Here is a 16,846-nt window from a genome sequence, read left to right as displayed (position 1 = left end):
CGTCAACCGCTGGTTCACAGCGCCCCCCTTGGTGATCAAGCCTCAGTGATCTCCGTGATCCGGAGAATAGGCGGAGGCATTCCCGGCGGCAAGCGATCGCTGGAACCCGTCGAGCGCGGCGGTCAGCCGCCGCGCGGTGGCCCGCCGTCCCTCCAGCGGCTCGGCCAGGTCGATACCGGTGAGTCGGGCCAACTGCCGTACCCCGCGGTCGACTTGCCCCTCTCCCGCGACACCGCCCAGCAGGACGCGCGGCTGGAAGGCGTCGGTGACCGGATGCACCCATGCCACCCCGGGGGCGGCGGCGAGCCCGGCCAGCACGTCCGGGGGCAGGCTGGCGGGGAGGACCCGTTCCGCCGTCTCCAGCCGTGCCGGTTCCGGCAGGCCGTCGGCGCCGTACAACGCCGATCGCACCGCCAGTTCGGTCGACGACGTGCCGTTGGCCGCGGCGAACGTGCGGGAGATGGCGCTGACCCGCGGATTGCACTCCAGCACCCGGGCTTCGCCGTCGTCCCCGACGACGAACTCGACCTCCGCCATTCCCTGGTAACCCGCCGCCGCGCACAGGCGCATGGCCTCGGTGCCCAGCACGGCGGGCACCGGCCCGGCGGGGGCCAGACGCAACCGGTGCAAGGGGTGCCCGCCTTCGTCAGTGCCGCCCTTGAGCGCCCAGCCCAGCACCATTCCCGCACCGCCGCCCAGGCAGAGGACCTCGACGCTGACCTCCTCCCCCGAGACGAACGCCTCCGCCACCACGGGCCTGTCGCCCATGGCGTCCAGGGCGCGGGCCAACTCCTGCGGACGGCGGACCACGCTCTGCCCCCGGCCCGCCCAGCCCACGGGGTCCTTGAGGACGATCCGCCCGCTGTTCTCCAGCAGCGTCGCCGCGCGGCGCCGCAGCAGCGGCTCACCAGCCGGGCCCCACCCGCCCTCCGGGATGCCGATACCGATCCGCTCGCACAGATCCCGGGAGCGGCCCTTGTGCAGAAGGGTGTCGAACCCGGCGGCGTCCCGGTCGGCGTCGGCTCCCTCGCCGCGCAGGTGCCGATGGCGGCGGGCCGCCTCGACGTCCCGCCGTACCAGCGCGTCCGGGTCGGCGCAGTGCACGATCCGGGCCGGATCGTGTTCGGCCAGCAGGGCGGCGACCTCGTCCGGTTCGGCCGCCTCCGGAACCAGGGTGAGCAGCCCTGGGGGCAGGTCCTCCTCCGGGCCGCCGGGCGGATCAGGCGGCGTGCTGAGCACCGGAACACCCGCGTCCGCACACAGTCGCAAGGTGTCGCGCCACACGGGCTCGGTCAGGCGTCGCGGATTGCCGCTGCGCAGCAGAAGTACCTCGGTCACCACTGCCTCTGCCTCCTGGGTGTAGGTAACGACGGTGTAGTAACGACGCTGACATGACGGTGCCACGACCGTGAGGACGTCCACCGCGCCAACGGCGAGGGGCCCATCGGGCTCAGTCGACAATGGCCGAAGCAACTCCCCAGCGGGGCCTGGTAAATGCCACTGTCAAGCGAATTGCACCAGATCCTAAGCATAAGGATCCATATGCCAACGACATGTTCGGGTCATGCTTCTCATCGGTGTTCAGCGGAGCGCGTGTCTTTTGTAGCGTGAATCAACGGTGTTGTCCGTACGACGAGTTTTCACGCGGCCACGAGCCGATGTCGGCTGACGATCCGGGAGTCAGGCCCCGCCAACAGACGCAACAGCCCTTGCCTGGCCGCGACCTCTTCACACCCATGGGGGAACCGTGCCGATCACGCTTCAGGCTCACTGCACCCTGCCCGTGAGAGGCGGTGAAGTAGGACTGCACGTGTTCGGCGACGGGGCGTCAGGACCTGAGCGGGTCATGGCGGCGGTGCACCGGACCGCCGTCGCCGACGAGGCCGACCCGTTGGTGCGCCTGCACAGCGCCTGCGCCACCGGGGACATTCTCGGCTCGCTGCGCTGCGACTGCGGGGCGCAACTGTCCGCCGCGTTGGACGCGGTGCTCGCCAGCGACCATGGAATCCTGCTGTATCTGCTGGACCACGAGGGCAGGGGAATCGGCCTGGCGAACAAGATCCGTGCCTACGCCCTGCAGGAGCAAGGGCTCGATACCGTGCAGGCCAATCGCGCCCTCGGACTCCCGGTGGACAGCCGCGACTACACCAGCGCCGCCGAGACTCTGCGCGCGCTCGGCGTCTCCCGGCTTCGGCTGGCCACCAACAACCCTTTGAAGATCGCCGCGTTGGAGCAGGCCGGTTTCGCGGTGGAACGGGTGCCGCACGGCGGCTTCGTCACGCCGAGCAACATCGACTATCTGAAGACCAAGGACAACGTCCTCGGGCACCTGGGGAGCCTGGGTCCCCTCACCGACTCCGCCCACAAGGCGGGCTGAGGTGGCCACCGCTGTTCTGGGGTTCCAACGGGCCCTTGACGCGCGCAGCGGTGATCAGCTCGCCCGGCTCAACTCCCGGCTGGCGCGGGCGATTTCGCTGCGGCCGCCTGCCGGACTCCTCGACTACCGGGTCCTGCGCAGCCGTGCGGCACCGGAGCGGTTCTGCGCGTACTGGCTGTGGCGCGACTGGTCGTGGCGCGAGCGCCTGTTCGCCGATCCTCCGCCGAGCTTGCGGCGGTTCGCCGACGAGGCCCGTGGCCTGTGGGCGCACGACCCCGATGTCGGCCGCTACACCTGGCGCGGCCGCCCACCGCGCAGTGCCTGCCAGCGAGGAGACGTGGTCTTGCTGTCACCGGGGGACGGCCCTGGCAACGTCCTGGTGGAACAGCACGGGGAACGACGTTTCCGCTGGTCCGTGCAGGTCGGCACAGTGCGCCCCGGTGACGGGGCCGACGCCTGGTGCGCACTGTGAGCCGACGCGAGCCCACTGCGGCACCAACGCCAACTCCTAGTCCGGAAGCAGGTGTTACGCCCGTGAACCCCGCCGACAAGCTCATCGTCAACCTCTGTCCGACCGGCATGGTCCCACGCCGCTCCAAGGTACCGGCCGTGCCGCTCACGCCCGAGGAGATAGCGGCCGACGTACGCCGCTGCCGTGAGGCGGGAGCCTCCATGGTGCATCTGCACGCCCGCGACGACGACGAGGAGCCCACCTGGCGTCCGGAGCGGTTCCAGCAGATCTGCCAGGCGGTCGTCGCCGAGGTACCGGACATCGTGGTGGTGGTCACCACGAGCGGGCGGAACTGGTCAGAACTGGACAAGCGCGCGGCGTCGCTGACCGTGAGCGGCCCCGGCAGGCCGGAGATGGCCTCGCTCACCCTGGGCTCGATGAACTTTCCGACCGGGCCGTCCATCAACTCACCCCAGACCATCGAGGGACTCGCTGAGGCGATGCGGGAGCGGGAGATCGTCCCCGAACTGGAGGTCTTCGACGTGGGCATGGCCAACTACGCTTGTTTCCTGGCCGACAAGGGCATTCTGCGTCCCCCCTTCTACGCCAACGTCCTGCTCGGCTCGCGCGGCACCGCCGACCTCAGTGCGGCCAACGTGGCCGCTGTGCTGGCCGGACTGCCGGAGGGTACGACGTGGTCGCTGGCTGGCATCGGCCGCTTCCAGACCCGCGCCAACACCCTGGCCGCCGCGTTGGGCGGCCACATCAGGGTGGGCTTGGAGGACAACCCGTACTACGACTGGCGGGACAAGTCGGACGCCACCAATCCGCGTCTGGTGGAGCGGGCGGTGCGCATAGCGCGCGAAATGGGCCGCGAACCCAGCACGCCCGCCCAGACACGCGCGATCATCGGTTTGAAACCCGTGGACCGGGCCTGACGGGTCAGGCTGGACGCCCGCCATGACCGACCACCGCTGGCACACCCCGGAGGCGTACGACAAGGCCACCACGCGGCTGCAGCAGCGCAACGCGAGCATGGTGGCACGGCTCCACCCGCGCCCTGACACGGTACGCCGCGCCTACGAACTCGGCTGTGGGACCGGCGCGTTGACCGAGGAACTGCTAGGCGTCCTTCCGCAGGCCCGGATCACCGCCCTGGACGTCTCCGCGGAGATGTTGCGACGCGCCCGCGACCGGGGCCTGCCGCAGGACCGGGTGGAGTTCAGACTCGGCTCCTTCCTTGACGAAGGCGGCGCCGACGGCCACGACCGCGACGCGGGGTCCCCGGCCGGTGCGGTAGAAGGCCGCTACGACGCGGTGTTCAGCAACGCCGCCCTGCACTGGCTCTACCCCGAGTACTCCCGCTGCTTCACCCGCATCCGCCGTCTCCTGGCGCCCGGGGGCGTGCTCTGCGCCGCCATGGCCGGACGGACGGCCGCGGCTGACGCGTTCGACCGCAGGATCGAGGAGGCGACGCGCGCGGTGCTGCCCCCTGGTGACCGCGCTGACTTCAACCGGCGGCGGACGACCGACGCGCAGGTGGCCGAACTGGCCGGTGCCAGCGGCTTCAGCGTGGAGGACGTCTTCCTCGTGGAACGCCACCACACCATGTCCGCACCCGCCTATGCGACATGGTGGGTGGCGAGCGGCGGGCCCTGGTCGACGGACCGGCCGGAAGAACACGAGGCGGTCGCGACGCTCACCGAGGCGCTCGGCGGTGTCGGCGCGGAAGTCGAGTTGGTGCATGCGAGCACGTTCATGGTGCTGCGCGCGTAGGGGCAGGCAACGGAAGGTCCGGGCCGGGTCGTTCATCCATCTGACAGCCCGGCAAGGGAGAGTTGGCGGTCGCAGGCGATCGCCAACTCCTTCTCCACAATCGAACGGTCCGCACCCCACCCCAGCACATAGCCGACCCTGTCCCAGTTGCCCGCTGGCTCGCCGTACCACCGCCCCACCTGGCCGGACTGCACCGCGATGCGTACCGTCTCCAGACCTCGCAGGACATCGGCGGGCCGGGCGTAACCGGTGACCCGGCCCCGGCCGACGCAGAAGCGCACCCCCGCGACCGAGGCGTCCGCGTCGGTCGGCAGGTCGGGCGGCGCCGGTCGGCCCAGCGCCAACGCGGCCAAGTGGCCGTAGAGGTCCCGGCCGTGGGTGCGTTCGACCAGTTCGGGGATGCAGTCCCCGGCCGGGCGCACCGCCATCTCCACCGGAACGGGTCCCTGGCCGGTGAGTTTGGCTTCCAGGTGGATGACGGCGTCGGCAACACCGAAGGCACGGACCAGGCCACCGGCCAGGGCGTGGACGCCGCGATGTGCTTCCGGCTCGTCCAGCGGTCCGGGGGCGGTGACCAGGTGCTGGCGCTCCAGGAAGCAGCCGTCCGACACCACTTCCTTCTCCGTGACCGAGGCCCGCACCAGACGTCCGGCACGTACCACGCCCTCGTAGCTGATCTCGGGCCCGATGAGGAAGTCCTCGGCCAGGAAGAGCCGGTGGCCGCGCTGGAGCATCACCTCGCACGCGACGAGCGCCTGCTCGCCGCCCACCACTTTGGCCACCGACGCGGAGCCGCCCGCGCCCACTGGCTTGACCACGCAGGGGCCCCCGCGCCCCTCGACGAATTCGGCCACCGCGCGCGGGTCGCCGGCCGCGTGGTGTGCCACGGTCGGCAGTCCGTGCTCGGCCGCGACCAGGCGTTGCCTGCTCTTGTCCCGGGCCAGCCGTGCGGCTGGCACCCCGGCGGACGGCCACCCCAGCCGTTCCGCGACGAGCGCGGTGGTGATCTGGCAGTCGTCGGAGAGTGTGGTGACCCCCTGGTGTTCAGCGGCGAGCGCGGCCAGAGCGTCCAGGTCCGGTACCGCGCTGTCGCGGACGTCCCACGGAACCGCGCGCTCCACCACGTGGTCGTAGCGCGAGTGGGAGAAGCCGTCCACGAGGGTCACCCGTAGCCCGTCGGCGGCCCAGCGGTGGAAGGACCGCTCGCGCTGGTTCCCCGCCCCGAGCACCAGCAGTCTGGCGCCGTTCGCCAAGGTGATCAGCCTCCTCGCGGCCGGAACAGGCCCGCCGGGTCCGGGACTTGGTCCTCCCACGTACGCACGCGCTGCCACGCCATGGCGCGCAACCGGTCCGGGTCCGGGACCGACCCCGCCGCGAAGACGGTCACCAGCGGTTCGAGTTCGGCGCGCCGCAGCAGCTTGCCACGGTAGCTCTCCATGCCGAGGTGGATCTCGCGCAGTCCGTTGCGGTAGGCGTAGTCGATCGGCAGATACGTGGTGAGGTTGAAGTATTCGAAGGCGCCCACCAGCCGCGGGTAGTCGAACCCCGCCATGCGCACGTAGAGCGCGTCATGCCATGGGTAGGCCAGCGCGAAGGCCACCAGATTCCGGCCGAGCCGACAGGTGAAGACCACGCCGTCAAGGTGGTTCGCCTGGGACGCCAGCAGCCGCTCGGTCGCCTCCACCGAGGCGCTCTGCCCGTGTCGGTGCTGCAACTGCACCGCCAGCGGCGCCAGTTCGCGATGGCAGTCCCATAACGACTCCTGCCCCAGCTGGTATCCGGCCTCGGCGAACACGCGGCGCTCATGTCTTATCTGCCCGCGCCGGGACTTACGGGCCCCGAATCCGTTGAGGTAGTCGTCGAAGTTCCCACCGGTCAACCTGATCACCGCGTTGAGCGCTACCGGCACCACGGTCACCGCCCCGCCACCGAGCAGCGTGACGACCTCGTCGACCTCCTCCTCGCGGAGGTACTGGGCCACCACTGACCGGCCGGTCTCCCGCGCCAGCCGGTCCGACTCGGCCGCGAGCGCGACCGTCACGGCGGTACGCTCCCCGCCCTGGGCGCCGGTCATCAGCACGCGGTTGTAGTAGCCCCGGCCGACACCGAGGTGGAGCAGGCCGCTCGCCGCCGGGGCGCCGTCACCCCACAGCGCGCGGGGCTCGTAGTACTGGTTGAACTCGTGGTCAGGAGCCGAGTACGGCATCACGGCCACCACTTCGTCGTTCTCGACGGCGACCAGCATGTGCTGCGGTCGGCCGCTGAACTCCTCCTGCGCGGCCAGCCACTTCGGGCTGGCGTAGAAGTCCCTGTCGGCTAACGCCAACCGGCGCCATTGCGCGTCATCCAGTGATCTCACACCGGAAACCCGGCGGATCGCCAGGTCCGGGGTCGCCGAGACACCCATGGCCCTCCCCCTCCTCGCTGGCCGACATCACTGTGTTGGTCGGCACCGTCGGCACCGTGCTGGTCGGCCGGGCGCCGACTGGCCGGCAGACGGGTGTGCGAAGCTTGGCCCCAAGCCTAGCCCGGTACGACGTGTTCAGACGTCCAGTCACGCCGCTGGCCGTCGTCTGCTCAGGAGGAGCGTGTGCGCGTCCTGCTCGTGTCTTTCGGATTATCCAGCTTCGGCAACGGAGCCGTGCTCCCCCTCACCGCGGTGTACGTCTCCGAACAGCTCGGGCTGGGACTCCCCTGGGCCGGGCGGTACTTCGGCGCCATCGCCCTGACCAGCTTCGTCCTCACCCCGCTCGGGGGCCGGTTGGCGGATCTGCGGCGCCCCGGAGCGGCTGCGGCGACGGGCGTGCTGCTCACGGCGAGCGGCTACCTGTTGCTGGCCGCTGCGGACGGTTGGGCCGTGGTGCTGGTCTGCGCCGCCCTGGTGGGGGCCGGGAACGCCCTCTTCTACCCCGCGTTGGCGCCGACCATCGGGGCCGTGACAGTGGAGAGCGAGCGGCAGAGGGCGTTCTCACTGCGCTACACGGCGATGAACGTCGGGGCCGGACTCGGAGCTGGCGCGGGTGCCCTCTTCGTCGCCGGGGGACACGGCGTCCACGGATACCGGCTGCTGTACGTGCTGGACGCCCTGACGTTCGTCCCGTTGGCGCTGACGCTGCTGCGCACGGGCCAACGGCGCGCGGCGGAAGGCGACTTGCCACCCAACGCGCCCCCAGCGTCCAGGGTGCCTGCGACGCCCGGGGCACCCGCGGCGCCCGCCCCGGCAGCCTCCGGCTACCTTGCCGTCCTGGGTTCGCGGGCGGTGCTCGGCATGGCGGCCGTGCAGTGCGGAGCCATGCTCTTCGGCTACGCCCAGTTCGAGAGTTCGGTGCCGTTGCTGGTGCGCCGGTCCGCTCCCGGAAGCCTGTACCTCCTCAGCGGGATCGTGGTGGTCAACACGGTGGCGGTGGTGGTGCTGCAACGCCTGCTGGTGCCCCGGCTGAGGCGGTGGCCACAGGCCACAGCGCTGCTGCTCGCCCCGTCGTGCTGGGTGGCGGCCTACTGCTGCGGGGCGCTCTCGGTGCTGCTGAGCGGGACGGCCCTGGCGGCGGCACTGGCCGTCTTCGCGGCGCTCTTCGCGGCGGGGGAGACCGCCTACGCCTGTTCGTTCTACCCACTGCTGATGAAGGCCGTACCCCGCCATCTGCTCGGCCGCGCCTCCGCGATCACCTCGCTGGCCTCCAACGTGGGCTCGACGGCGGGACCCGCTGTCGGTGTCGCCTTGCTCACCCACACCTCGCCCGGCTGGACCTGGTCGCTGCTGGCTGCCTCCGCGACGGCCACGGCCGCCGCGTGCCTGATGGTACGTTCAGCTCGGCTGGAGTCGGCCGAGGCGCCCGCCGTGGCCCGGTCGGTCCCCGACTTCCAAAGCCCGGAAGGGCCCCGCTGAACCGATTCCGGAATTAAGAATTCCACTTACCTGGCGTCACCACTTTTCCTCATTGCGCGGCTACGAGCAGTGGTTTACGTTGCAGGACGTACTTCGCGCAACGCCGATTCACCAGCCGCACCGAATACCAACTCCGCTGGTGGCCAGTGGAGTTGAGCTGATACGACAACAAGGGGGAACTTCAGTGCGCACGGCCCTTCTGTTAACGCCGCCGGTTGCTGCGACCGCTGTCCGACTGCCGAAGCTGTGAAGGAATCGTCAATGCGAATAGCGGTTGTCACCTCTCCCGGAGAGGTCGAGTTGCGAGACACCCCTGTTCCCCCGTGCGGAGACGACGACGTGCTCATCCGCGTCGAGGCCTGTGGGCTGTGCACGATGGAGGCCAAGCTCTTCGCCGGTGCCATGCCGGTCTATCCGGTAGCGGCCGGACACGAGGTCTCCGGCCGGGTCGAACGCGTCGGTGAGCACGCCGCCGCACTCGAAGACGCCCCCGAGGTCGGGGACTTGGTCACCGCCGACCTGCTCACCCGCTGTGGCGCCTGTCGCAGCTGCCGCCGTGGTGACAGCGCCGTCTGCGAGTCTCCGCAGGGCGGCAGCCTCCCGGACGGGACCATCACCATGGGGGCCGGACTGGCCGAGTACGTACGCGTGCCAGCCTCGCAGGTATGGCCGGTCGGGGACGCCTCCCCGGTGCACGCCGCGATGGCGGAGCCGCTGGCGTGCGTCGTCCACTCACTGCGCCGTGCGGCGTTCCGCACCGGCGACCGGGTCACCATCATCGGTGCCGGATACATGGGGCGGCTCCACCTCGCCCTGGCACTCCACCTCCAGGCGCGTTCGGTGGCCGTGGTGGAAACCGACGAGCGCCGCCGGGAGCTGGCCCGGGCAGCGGGCGCCAGCGGGGCCGTCGCCCCCGAGGCGGTGAAGGAACTACCGCGTGCCGACACGGTTTTCGTCACCATCGCCTCAAGCGCCGCCATCACCACTGCGCTGAGCGCCGTCGCGGACGGCGGCCGGATCGTGCTCTTCGGTGGTTCACCCGACGCGCTGCCCGCGACGCTTCCCGGATACGAGATCCACCGCCGTCAGCTCACCATCACCGGCTCCTACAGCCAGGAACCCGAGGACTGGCGCGTCGCGGCCCAACTCCTGCGCGGCAAAGCGCTGGCGAACCAGCTCGACCAACTGGTCAGCGGACGCTACCCGCTGGCGGACGCCCACCAGGCACTGGAAGAGGTGTGCGGCGGCCAGGCCTTCCGGGTATACGTGGGCGCTCACTGAGTTCGCACCCCGCTCCTCCCTCCGCCCCGCCCCGGCTGCTCATTCAGGAGATTCGCGTCCATGCCCGTACCGCACTCCCGTCGCCGTCTGCGCGTCGGCGTCCAACTCCATCCCCAGCACTGCGAACTCGACGAGCTGCGCGACGCCTGGCGCGCGGTCGATACCGTCGGCGTCGATTCGCTATGGACCTGGGACCACTTCCTCCCCCACCACGGCGACCCGCAGGGGCCGCACTTCGAATGCTGGTCGCTGCTGGCCGCCATGGCGGTGGAGACCGAGCACGCCCTGATCGGGCCGCTCGTATCCTGCACCGCCTTCCGCAATCCCCATCTGCTCGCCGACATGGCCCGTACCGTCGACCGGCTCAGCGGCGGTCGGCTGGTGCTCGGCCTCGGGGCCGGCTGGTTCGAGGCGGAGCACCGTGAGTACGGCTTCCCGTTCCCGTCCGCCACAGGCCGCCTCGACGCGTTCGAAGAGGCGGTCACCGCGGTACGCGACCGGCTGGCACGACTCAACCCGCCACCGCGCGGCCCGCTGCCGCTGCTGATCGGCGGCGGTGGTGAGAAGCGCACGCTGAGTGTGGTGGCCCGGCACGCCGACATCTGGAACTGGTACGGCTGGAACTCCCCGGACCCGGTGGCCGAGTTCCGCCACCGCAGCGGCCTGCTGGACGACTGGTGCGAGCGCGTGGGGCGTGACCCCGGCGCGGTGGAGCGGACCGTGATGATCGACGTTCCGCAACTCGACCAGTTGCCGTCATTCGCCGCGGCTGGCGCCACGCACATCATCCTGTCCCTGCCAGCGCCCTATGAGCTGGCGCCGGTGCGCCGACTGGTGGACCTGCGAGAGTCGCTGGGCTCCGGATGACCGCCGAGCCCCTGCCCCGCGCAACGTCCCCGCGAGCCGCACCGGCGGGTGGGCTGACCCGGCGGCTCAAGGCACTGCTACCGCCCACCGTGTTGGGCGCGTTCCTCCTGTTGGCCTGGGAGGTCGCGTCCAGCACCGGTGCCGTCTCGGCCTTCTTCCTGCCGCCCCCCGGCTCCGTGGTGAAGGCCTTCGGCAACGCGCTGTGGCACGGTTCGCTGCTCGACTACACCTGGCAGACGGTGCTGGAGAGTGCGGCGGGCAGCGGCCTCGGCATCGCGGTCGCACTGCCCGTCGGGTACTTCGTGGCCCGCGGCGAATGGGCGGCCAGAGCCCTCCAGCCCTACATCGCCGCCTCCCAGGCGGTGCCCGCCGTGGCGCTCGCGCCGCTGCTGGCCCTGTGGCTCGGCTACGGCCTGCTGCCCATCGCCGTCCTGTGCGCCCTGCTGGTCTTCTTCCCGATGCTGGTCAACACCGTTCTGGGGTTGCGGTCGCTGGACGTGGACGTGCTGAACGCCGCGCGGGTCGACGGTGTCACCCGGTGGGGCATGATCCGCTACATCGAGATCCCGCTCGCCCTGCCCAGCATCCTGACCGGTGTCCGAGCCGGATTCACCCTGTCGATCACCGGTGCCGTCGTCGGTGAATTCGTCATGGGCGGGGACGGGTTGGGGCAGTTGCTCGCCGTGCAGCGCAACGAGGCGGATTCCGTCGGGCTGTTCGTCACGCTGTTCACGCTCGCCCTGCTGGCCGTCTGCGCGTACGGGCTGATGCGCCTGATGGAGGAGCGCGCACAGCGTTAGCCGATGCCCGTCGGACACCCGGCGTGCCGAAGCCGAAGAAGTCAACGAAACGGATTACGAAGATGCTACGCAACGGTTCGCGAAGACTGCGCGCCATCACGGGACTGGCGGTTGCCGCGCTGCTCGCCGGTTCAGCACTGACCGGATGCGCCAAGGACCCGACCGCAGGCGGTTCGGGCGGCAAGAACAGCCAGCAGTTGACGGTCGGGCTCACCTACATCCCCAACATCCAGTTCGCCCCGTTCTACGTGGCGGAGGAGAAGGGCTACTACCAGCAAGCCGGGCTGAAGGTGGACCTGCGCCACCACAGTGCCTCGGAGGACCTCTTCGGCGCGCTCAACTCCGGCCGTGAGGACGTGGTCTACGCGGGCGGCGACGAGATGATGCAGGCCCAGGCGCAGTCCAAGCCGATCGTGGATGTCGCCACCCTCTACCAGAAGTACCCCGTCGCCCTCCTCGTTCCCACGGACTCCGCCATCCACTCCGCCAATGACCTGCGCGGCCACGTCCTGGGCACCCCGGGTCCCTACGGTGAGACGTACTTCGGGCTGCTCGCGCTGCTGCGGTCGGCCAATCTGAGCACCAAGGACGTCAAGGTGAAGTACATCGGGTTCACCCAACAGGCCGCTCTGGCGGGCAAGAAGGTGGACGGCGTGATGGGCTTCGTCAACAACGACGCGGTCCAGTTCGACCAGGCGCACATCCCGGTCCGTGCTGTCACGGCGACCGACGGCGGCCAACAGCCGCCGCTCGTCGGCTCCGGGCTCGGTGCGACGCGAACCACGTTGCAGAACCGCGGCGCACAGATCAAGAAGTTCCTGGCAGCCACCATGCGCGGTGTCCAGGAGACCATCGACAACCCGCAGGAAGCCGTTCAACTCAGCGAGAAGTACGTGCCGGACCTACAGGATCCCGAGCAACAGGCTGCGGCCTTGAGCGTGTTGAAGGCGACCATTCCGCTGGTACGCACCGGGAGTGGGAAGCTCGGATACAACGATCCCGCGACATGGGCCCGGATGGCCGAGTTCATGAAGCAGCAGGGACTGCTGAGCCACCCGGTCTCGACTGACCAGGCCTTCAGCGACAGCTACCTGCCCTGAGCCTGACCGACCAGCGCTTTGTGGCCGCCGTCCGCGCGGGGACGACGGCCACAACGGCGCGTGGCGTCAGTGCACGGCCCCCGAGGATGCCAGTGCGAGGCCACGGGCCTCCAGATGGTTGCTCAGGTCGTCGATGCTGATGAGCTTGAGCCCGTGCTCGCGGGCGAAGGCGCGGCAGTGCGGCAGCCGCATCATCGTCCCGTCGTCGTTGGTGAGTTCGCACAGCACCCCGACCGGCGGCAGACCGGCGAGCCGCGCGAGGTCGACCGCCGCCTCGGTGTGTCCCCGGCGGTCCAGCACGCCGCCCTCGACCGCCCGCAGCGGGAACAGATGGCCTGGGCGCGCGAGATCCTGCGGCCCGGTGGCGGGATCGGCCAGCAGCTGAATGGTGCGTGTCCGGTCCGCCGCCGAGATTCCGGTGGAGACCCCGGTCCGCGCGTCGACCGAGACGGCGAACGCCGTGCCGAGTCGGCACTCGTTGACCTCCGTCATCGGAGGCAGTTTGAGCCGGTCCAGGTCATCGCCCAGCATGGGCACGCAGATGACGCCACTGGTGTGGCGGATCATGAACGCCAACAGTTCCGATGTCGCCTTGCTGGCCGCGAAAACAAGGTCCCCCTCGTTCTCCCGGTCCTCGTCGTCCACCACGATGACCGGGCGGCCTGCCGCGATGTCAGCGACGGCCTCCTCGATGGGGTCGAGCTCAATGTCCTGCGTGTCGGTCCTTACGACCGTCATGCCGTAACCTCCACTGCCTTGGCCTGAGTAGTCGGCGGAGAACTCCTCGAAGCGTCACCGAATGACGGTCCGAATTGGCTGTGCCAAAGGAGGGCGCCGCTGTCCTAACGCCGCTGTCCAGAGACTCCGCACACCGCATCACCGAGGAAACCGACCGGCCGGAAAGGGTGACCAAAGCACCGGAATCCCGCTGCCCAGCTCGGGCATCAACCCGCCTCCTCGCGCGTACATTCGCGGCTCCGGGCGGGACGAGGCACACGCAGAGAGAAATGCGTACCTCCCGTTCGCACTTCAGATGTGCGAACGGCGCGACGTGCTGCCTCCCATCCGGACTTTCACCGTCGGTCCTGGAATTCCACCAGGTCAACCAGTCGATGGCTTCGACTGGGTCGCGGACTGTCACCGCCGGTTCGGACTTTCACCGACCCCGGAGCACGCGTTGACGTTTTCACTGAATCATACCGCCGACAGGCCCGAAACGATCCCCGGACGCCACTTGTGATGTGTTTCACCGCACCCGCGTTGCACAGTGACGCACGCGCCCGTATCCCGCCGCGATGGCGAGCAACCCCGGTGAAGCGGACGGCGGTCACGCACCGCCGCGACTCACAACCGAGGACCCTTCGTTCGGGCTCTGACCCCGGCGCAGGGACGCGAGGTAGTCACGCAGGGTGTGGCTGGTGCGTTCGGAGCTCCAGAGCTCCAGTACCTGGCCGTCATCCAGGGGACGGGCGACACCGATGCGCTCGCACGCGGGCCGATGGAGCTGGCGCTTGGCGAGGGCGTACACCTCCGGTGCCGCGGCACACAGTCCCTCCGCTCGTCGCAGCGCCGCGTCGAGCAGTTGGTCAGGCTCAACCAGCTCGTGCACCAAGCCGATTGAGGCGGCCTGGCCGGGAGCCAGTCTGCTGGCCTGAAGTACCATCGCGTCCAGCGCGGGGCCGACGGCATGGCGCATGATCTCCAGGGGCACCGTCGGAAACGGCACACCCGCTGCCAGCTCGGTAAGCCCAATGGTGCCGCTCGACATCAGCCGAACGTCACAGGCCGCCGCCAGCACGCATCCACCGGCCAGGGCGTGACCGTTCACCGCGGCGACGACCGGCTTCGGATGCTCGAACAAGGTGAGCATGGCGAGGCTCAGCGCTGGCAGGAACTTCTCGACATACCGCGGGCCGCCGTCGACTATCCGCTTCAGATCCACACCTGCCGAGAAGGACCGCCCACTGCCGGTCAGCACGACGGCGCGGGCGTCGGCGACGGCGGCCAGGGTCTCGGGAATGGCGGTGAGCAGCTCAAGGTCCAGCGCGTTCACCGGTCCGTGGTGCACAGTCAGGATGGCGACGCCGTCCTGGTCGGCTGTCTCGATCATCCAGCAATGTTTGCCGGTGCTCGGGCGAGCCGCCAGGGGGAATCCGGCCACGTGGAATCCCCAGGCGGGACGCGTCCCGTATTCGCGCTGGCAACAGGCGGGTTGGCGCCGCCGCCATGGCTCGCCGTCCTCGACCGCTTCCGTCGTGACCGGTCAGTCGTTGTATCCGTCGAGTTCGGCGAGCGGAATCCTGGACACGGTGTACGTGCCCTGACCGGCCGCCACAAGTCTGCCGCTGTCGGTGTACACATCGCTCCGCGCGACGTAAAGGGTCTTCCCCGCGGTCACCACCTCACCGGTCGCGTAGATCCCCTCTTTCTGCACCGGTCGGATCAGGTTGATGTGATAGTCGACCGTCAGCACACTGTAGGTTTCCTCCATCGAGTTGGCCGCCATGAATCCGGCGGTGTCCGCGACCTCGAACAGCATGGCAGCGTGCAGGAAGTCCGAGTTCTGGGTGAGATCAGGATGGAACGGAATGGCCACCCGCGCGACTCCGGCCTTCTCGATCGTGATCGTCTTGTCGAGGAACCGGGAGATCTTGCATTTCATGCAACAGCGGGTGAGCCTCTCGATGTGCGTCGACGAAGTCCCCATGGCAGTGCTCCTTCTGAATGCGGTGGCATGGCTACGCACGCGACACGACCAGGCTGGCGTTGATACCGCCGAAGCCGAACGCGTTGATCAGGCAATGGCGCACCTCGGTCACCCGAGCTTCGCGGGCGATGTCCACGTCGGCGAACGACGGGTCCGCTTCTTCGAGTTTCGAGGTCGGCGGCACGACTTGGTGACGAAGCGCCATGAGCGCGCTGGCGAGGTTCATCGGCCCGTTCGCGGCGAACGCGTACCCCGTGTGCCCCTTGATCGAGGTGACGACAGGCTTTCGGCGGCCACCGGCCGACACGTACCGCACTGCCTCGATTTCGGCGGCGTCACCCTGGACCATGCCAGAGGCCTGCGCGAACACGCAGTCAGTCGCGTCCGGTTCCACCTCGGCGTCGGCGAGTGCGCTGGACATGCAACGGGCGGCATGGCGGGGTGAGATACCGGTGAGGTCATCGCAACCGCTGTTCGTTGCGAAGCCGGTCAGTTCGCCGTGCACCACCGCGCCGCGTGCTTCGGCGTGGGCGCGGTCCTCCAGCACGAACACCGCTGCCGCCTCGCCGACGATCATGCCGTCTCGCGCACGATCGAACGGGCGGGGGGTGGTCGACGGATCGTCGCATCGGCTCAGCGCGTTCATCGCCTCGAAGCCGGAGTAGGTGATCGGGGTGGTCACCGCCTCGGCTCCTCCGGCGAGGGCCCATGAGCGGGCGCCGGACTGGATCGCGCGCATGGCGTGGCCCAATGCCTGGCAGCCGCTGGCGCAGGCGCCCGCGATCGTCATCTGTTCTCCGTCGATCCTGTGACGCAACGCGATCGTACTGGCCGCCATGTTGGGGATGAGGGAGGGAATCAGGAACGGGCTGGTCTTCCGTGGCCCCTTCCGCTCCTGCCTGAGCACACCAGCCTCAATGCTGGGCAAGCCGCCCATCGCCACGCCAAGGAAGACAGCCCCGCTCGACGGGTGATCCGGCGGCAACTCTTCGGCGCGCCGGTCGTCCTCCGTGGCCAAGGGCAGGCCGCTGTCCTCCAGTGCTCGATCGGCGGCGAACAGCGCGTAGCGCACGAACGCGCTCATTCGCTTGATCTCGAACTGGAAAGGCCCTGGCGGGAACGTCACAAGGGTGTCGTCGATCTGAGCGGCATACCGGCTACGGAAACGGCAAGTGTCGAAGCGCGTCAGTGGACCGATCCCCGAACGTCCGGCGAGGAGGCCCTGCCACAGATCATTGGCGGTCGCACCGAGAGAGCAGACCACACCCATACCGGTGACCACCACACCGCGTCGACGCACTGTGCGGACCGCGTCACGCCAGTTGTTGCCCCGCGTTCTGCAGGTCTCGTATGTAGTCCACGAGATCCTGGACCCTCTCAAGCCCTCCCACAACGGATTCCTCGAACTCCAACCCGAAGCAGTCCTCCAGGTAAAGAAGCAGTTCGACCATCTTGAGCGAACTCATCCCCTCGATGGACGTGCCGAGATGCGCATCCGGAGTGAGATAGGAAACGTCGGCTTCCATGAACTCACCGATATGCTTCACCAGCTTGTCGAACAGCTCCTGATCGCGGTCCTGATCCTGGATCATGTGCATGCC

At 69.3% G+C, this 16,846-nt stretch carries 16 protein-coding genes, 1 pseudogene and 1 riboswitch; of the genes and pseudogenes, 9 read left to right on the top strand and 8 right to left on the bottom strand.

Annotation, left to right across the window (positions count from 1 at the left end; genetic code table 11):
• Positions 1-42: 42 nt before the first annotated feature.
• Entirely contained in the window at positions 43-1,338 is a 1,296-nt protein-coding gene (locus NON19_RS07380) for an ATP-binding protein (RefSeq protein ID WP_255925841.1), read from the bottom strand.
• A 409-nt stretch (positions 1,339-1,747) separates the two neighbouring features.
• On the opposite strand from NON19_RS07380, the gene ribA reads away from it, so the two are divergent.
• From ribA to NON19_RS07360, 4 genes are all read left to right on the top strand, one after another.
• The gene (ribA, locus tag NON19_RS07375) at positions 1,748-2,377 is read left to right on the top strand and encodes a GTP cyclohydrolase II RibA (protein ID WP_255925840.1); all 630 of its coding nucleotides are present in this window, start codon (positions 1,748-1,750) and stop codon (positions 2,375-2,377) included.
• Between the two features lies 1 nt (position 2,378).
• On the top strand, positions 2,379-2,849 hold the full coding sequence (locus NON19_RS07370) for a hypothetical protein (protein ID WP_255925839.1): 471 nt from the start codon (positions 2,379-2,381) through the stop codon (positions 2,847-2,849).
• Between the two features lie 62 nt (positions 2,850-2,911).
• Complete coding sequence (locus NON19_RS07365; RefSeq protein WP_255925838.1) at positions 2,912-3,766, top strand: beta-keto acid cleavage family enzyme; 855 nt, start codon at positions 2,912-2,914, stop codon at positions 3,764-3,766.
• A 22-nt stretch (positions 3,767-3,788) separates the two neighbouring features.
• Complete coding sequence (locus tag NON19_RS07360; RefSeq protein WP_255925837.1) at positions 3,789-4,604, top strand: class I SAM-dependent methyltransferase; 816 nt, start codon at positions 3,789-3,791, stop codon at positions 4,602-4,604.
• Between the two features lie 32 nt (positions 4,605-4,636).
• Here NON19_RS07360 and NON19_RS07355 read toward each other — a convergent pair whose 3' ends face one another.
• Together NON19_RS07355 and NON19_RS07350 are read right to left on the bottom strand one after the other, a co-directional pair.
• On the bottom strand, positions 4,637-5,857 hold the full coding sequence (locus NON19_RS07355) for an ATP-grasp domain-containing protein (RefSeq protein WP_255925836.1): 1,221 nt from the start codon (positions 5,855-5,857) through the stop codon (positions 4,637-4,639).
• A 5-nt stretch (positions 5,858-5,862) separates the two neighbouring features.
• Positions 5,863-7,011, bottom strand: coding sequence for a GNAT family N-acetyltransferase (locus NON19_RS07350; protein WP_255925835.1), 1,149 nt, complete (start codon positions 7,009-7,011; stop codon positions 5,863-5,865).
• A gap of 183 nt (positions 7,012-7,194) precedes the next feature.
• Here NON19_RS07350 and NON19_RS07345 point away from each other — a divergent pair, with 183 nt between their 5' ends.
• From NON19_RS07345 to NON19_RS07325, 5 genes are all read left to right on the top strand, one after another.
• On the top strand, positions 7,195-8,490 hold the full coding sequence (locus NON19_RS07345) for an MFS transporter (RefSeq protein WP_308213661.1): 1,296 nt from the start codon (positions 7,195-7,197) through the stop codon (positions 8,488-8,490).
• 261 nt (positions 8,491-8,751) lie between these two features.
• A complete protein-coding gene (locus NON19_RS07340; protein ID WP_255925833.1) occupies positions 8,752-9,771 on the top strand; it encodes a zinc-dependent alcohol dehydrogenase in 1,020 nt (339 codons plus the stop codon).
• A 60-nt stretch (positions 9,772-9,831) separates the two neighbouring features.
• The gene (locus NON19_RS07335; RefSeq protein ID WP_255925832.1) at positions 9,832-10,638 is read left to right on the top strand and encodes an LLM class F420-dependent oxidoreductase; all 807 of its coding nucleotides are present in this window, start codon (positions 9,832-9,834) and stop codon (positions 10,636-10,638) included.
• A gap of 239 nt (positions 10,639-10,877) precedes the next feature.
• Positions 10,878-11,438, top strand: coding sequence for an ABC transporter permease (locus NON19_RS07330; protein ID WP_255925973.1), 561 nt, complete (start codon positions 10,878-10,880; stop codon positions 11,436-11,438).
• A gap of 62 nt (positions 11,439-11,500) precedes the next feature.
• Complete coding sequence (locus tag NON19_RS07325; protein WP_255925831.1) at positions 11,501-12,538, top strand: ABC transporter substrate-binding protein; 1,038 nt, start codon at positions 11,501-11,503, stop codon at positions 12,536-12,538.
• A 123-nt stretch (positions 12,539-12,661) separates the two neighbouring features.
• Here NON19_RS07325 and ribB read toward each other — a convergent pair.
• The 5 genes and pseudogenes from ribB to NON19_RS07300 form a co-directional block, all read right to left on the bottom strand.
• Positions 12,662-13,276, bottom strand: a pseudogene (gene ribB, locus NON19_RS07320) (3,4-dihydroxy-2-butanone-4-phosphate synthase); the annotation flags it as partial.
• Between the two features lie 309 nt (positions 13,277-13,585).
• Positions 13,586-13,716: riboswitch (FMN riboswitch) on the bottom strand.
• A gap of 149 nt (positions 13,717-13,865) precedes the next feature.
• On the bottom strand, positions 13,866-14,699 hold the full coding sequence (locus NON19_RS07315; RefSeq protein WP_255925830.1) for an enoyl-CoA hydratase/isomerase family protein: 834 nt from the start codon (positions 14,697-14,699) through the stop codon (positions 13,866-13,868).
• Positions 14,700-14,801: 102 nt separating this feature from the next.
• Positions 14,802-15,245, bottom strand: a complete 444-nt coding sequence (locus NON19_RS07310) for a PaaI family thioesterase (protein WP_255925829.1) — start codon at positions 15,243-15,245, stop codon at positions 14,802-14,804.
• 31 nt (positions 15,246-15,276) lie between these two features.
• Complete coding sequence (locus NON19_RS07305) at positions 15,277-16,530, bottom strand: beta-ketoacyl-[acyl-carrier-protein] synthase family protein (RefSeq protein ID WP_255925828.1); 1,254 nt, start codon at positions 16,528-16,530, stop codon at positions 15,277-15,279.
• 28 nt (positions 16,531-16,558) lie between these two features.
• Positions 16,559-16,843, bottom strand: a complete 285-nt coding sequence (locus NON19_RS07300) for an acyl carrier protein (RefSeq protein ID WP_255925827.1) — start codon at positions 16,841-16,843, stop codon at positions 16,559-16,561.
• Positions 16,844-16,846 lie beyond the last annotated feature (3 nt).

The organism is Streptantibioticus rubrisoli (assembly GCF_024436055.1).
Taxonomy (GTDB): Bacteria; Actinomycetota; Actinomycetes; order Streptomycetales; family Streptomycetaceae; genus Streptantibioticus_A; species Streptantibioticus_A rubrisoli.
The sequence above is the reverse complement of the archived record's forward strand: the minus strand, read 5'-3'. Positions and strand labels throughout refer to the sequence as shown.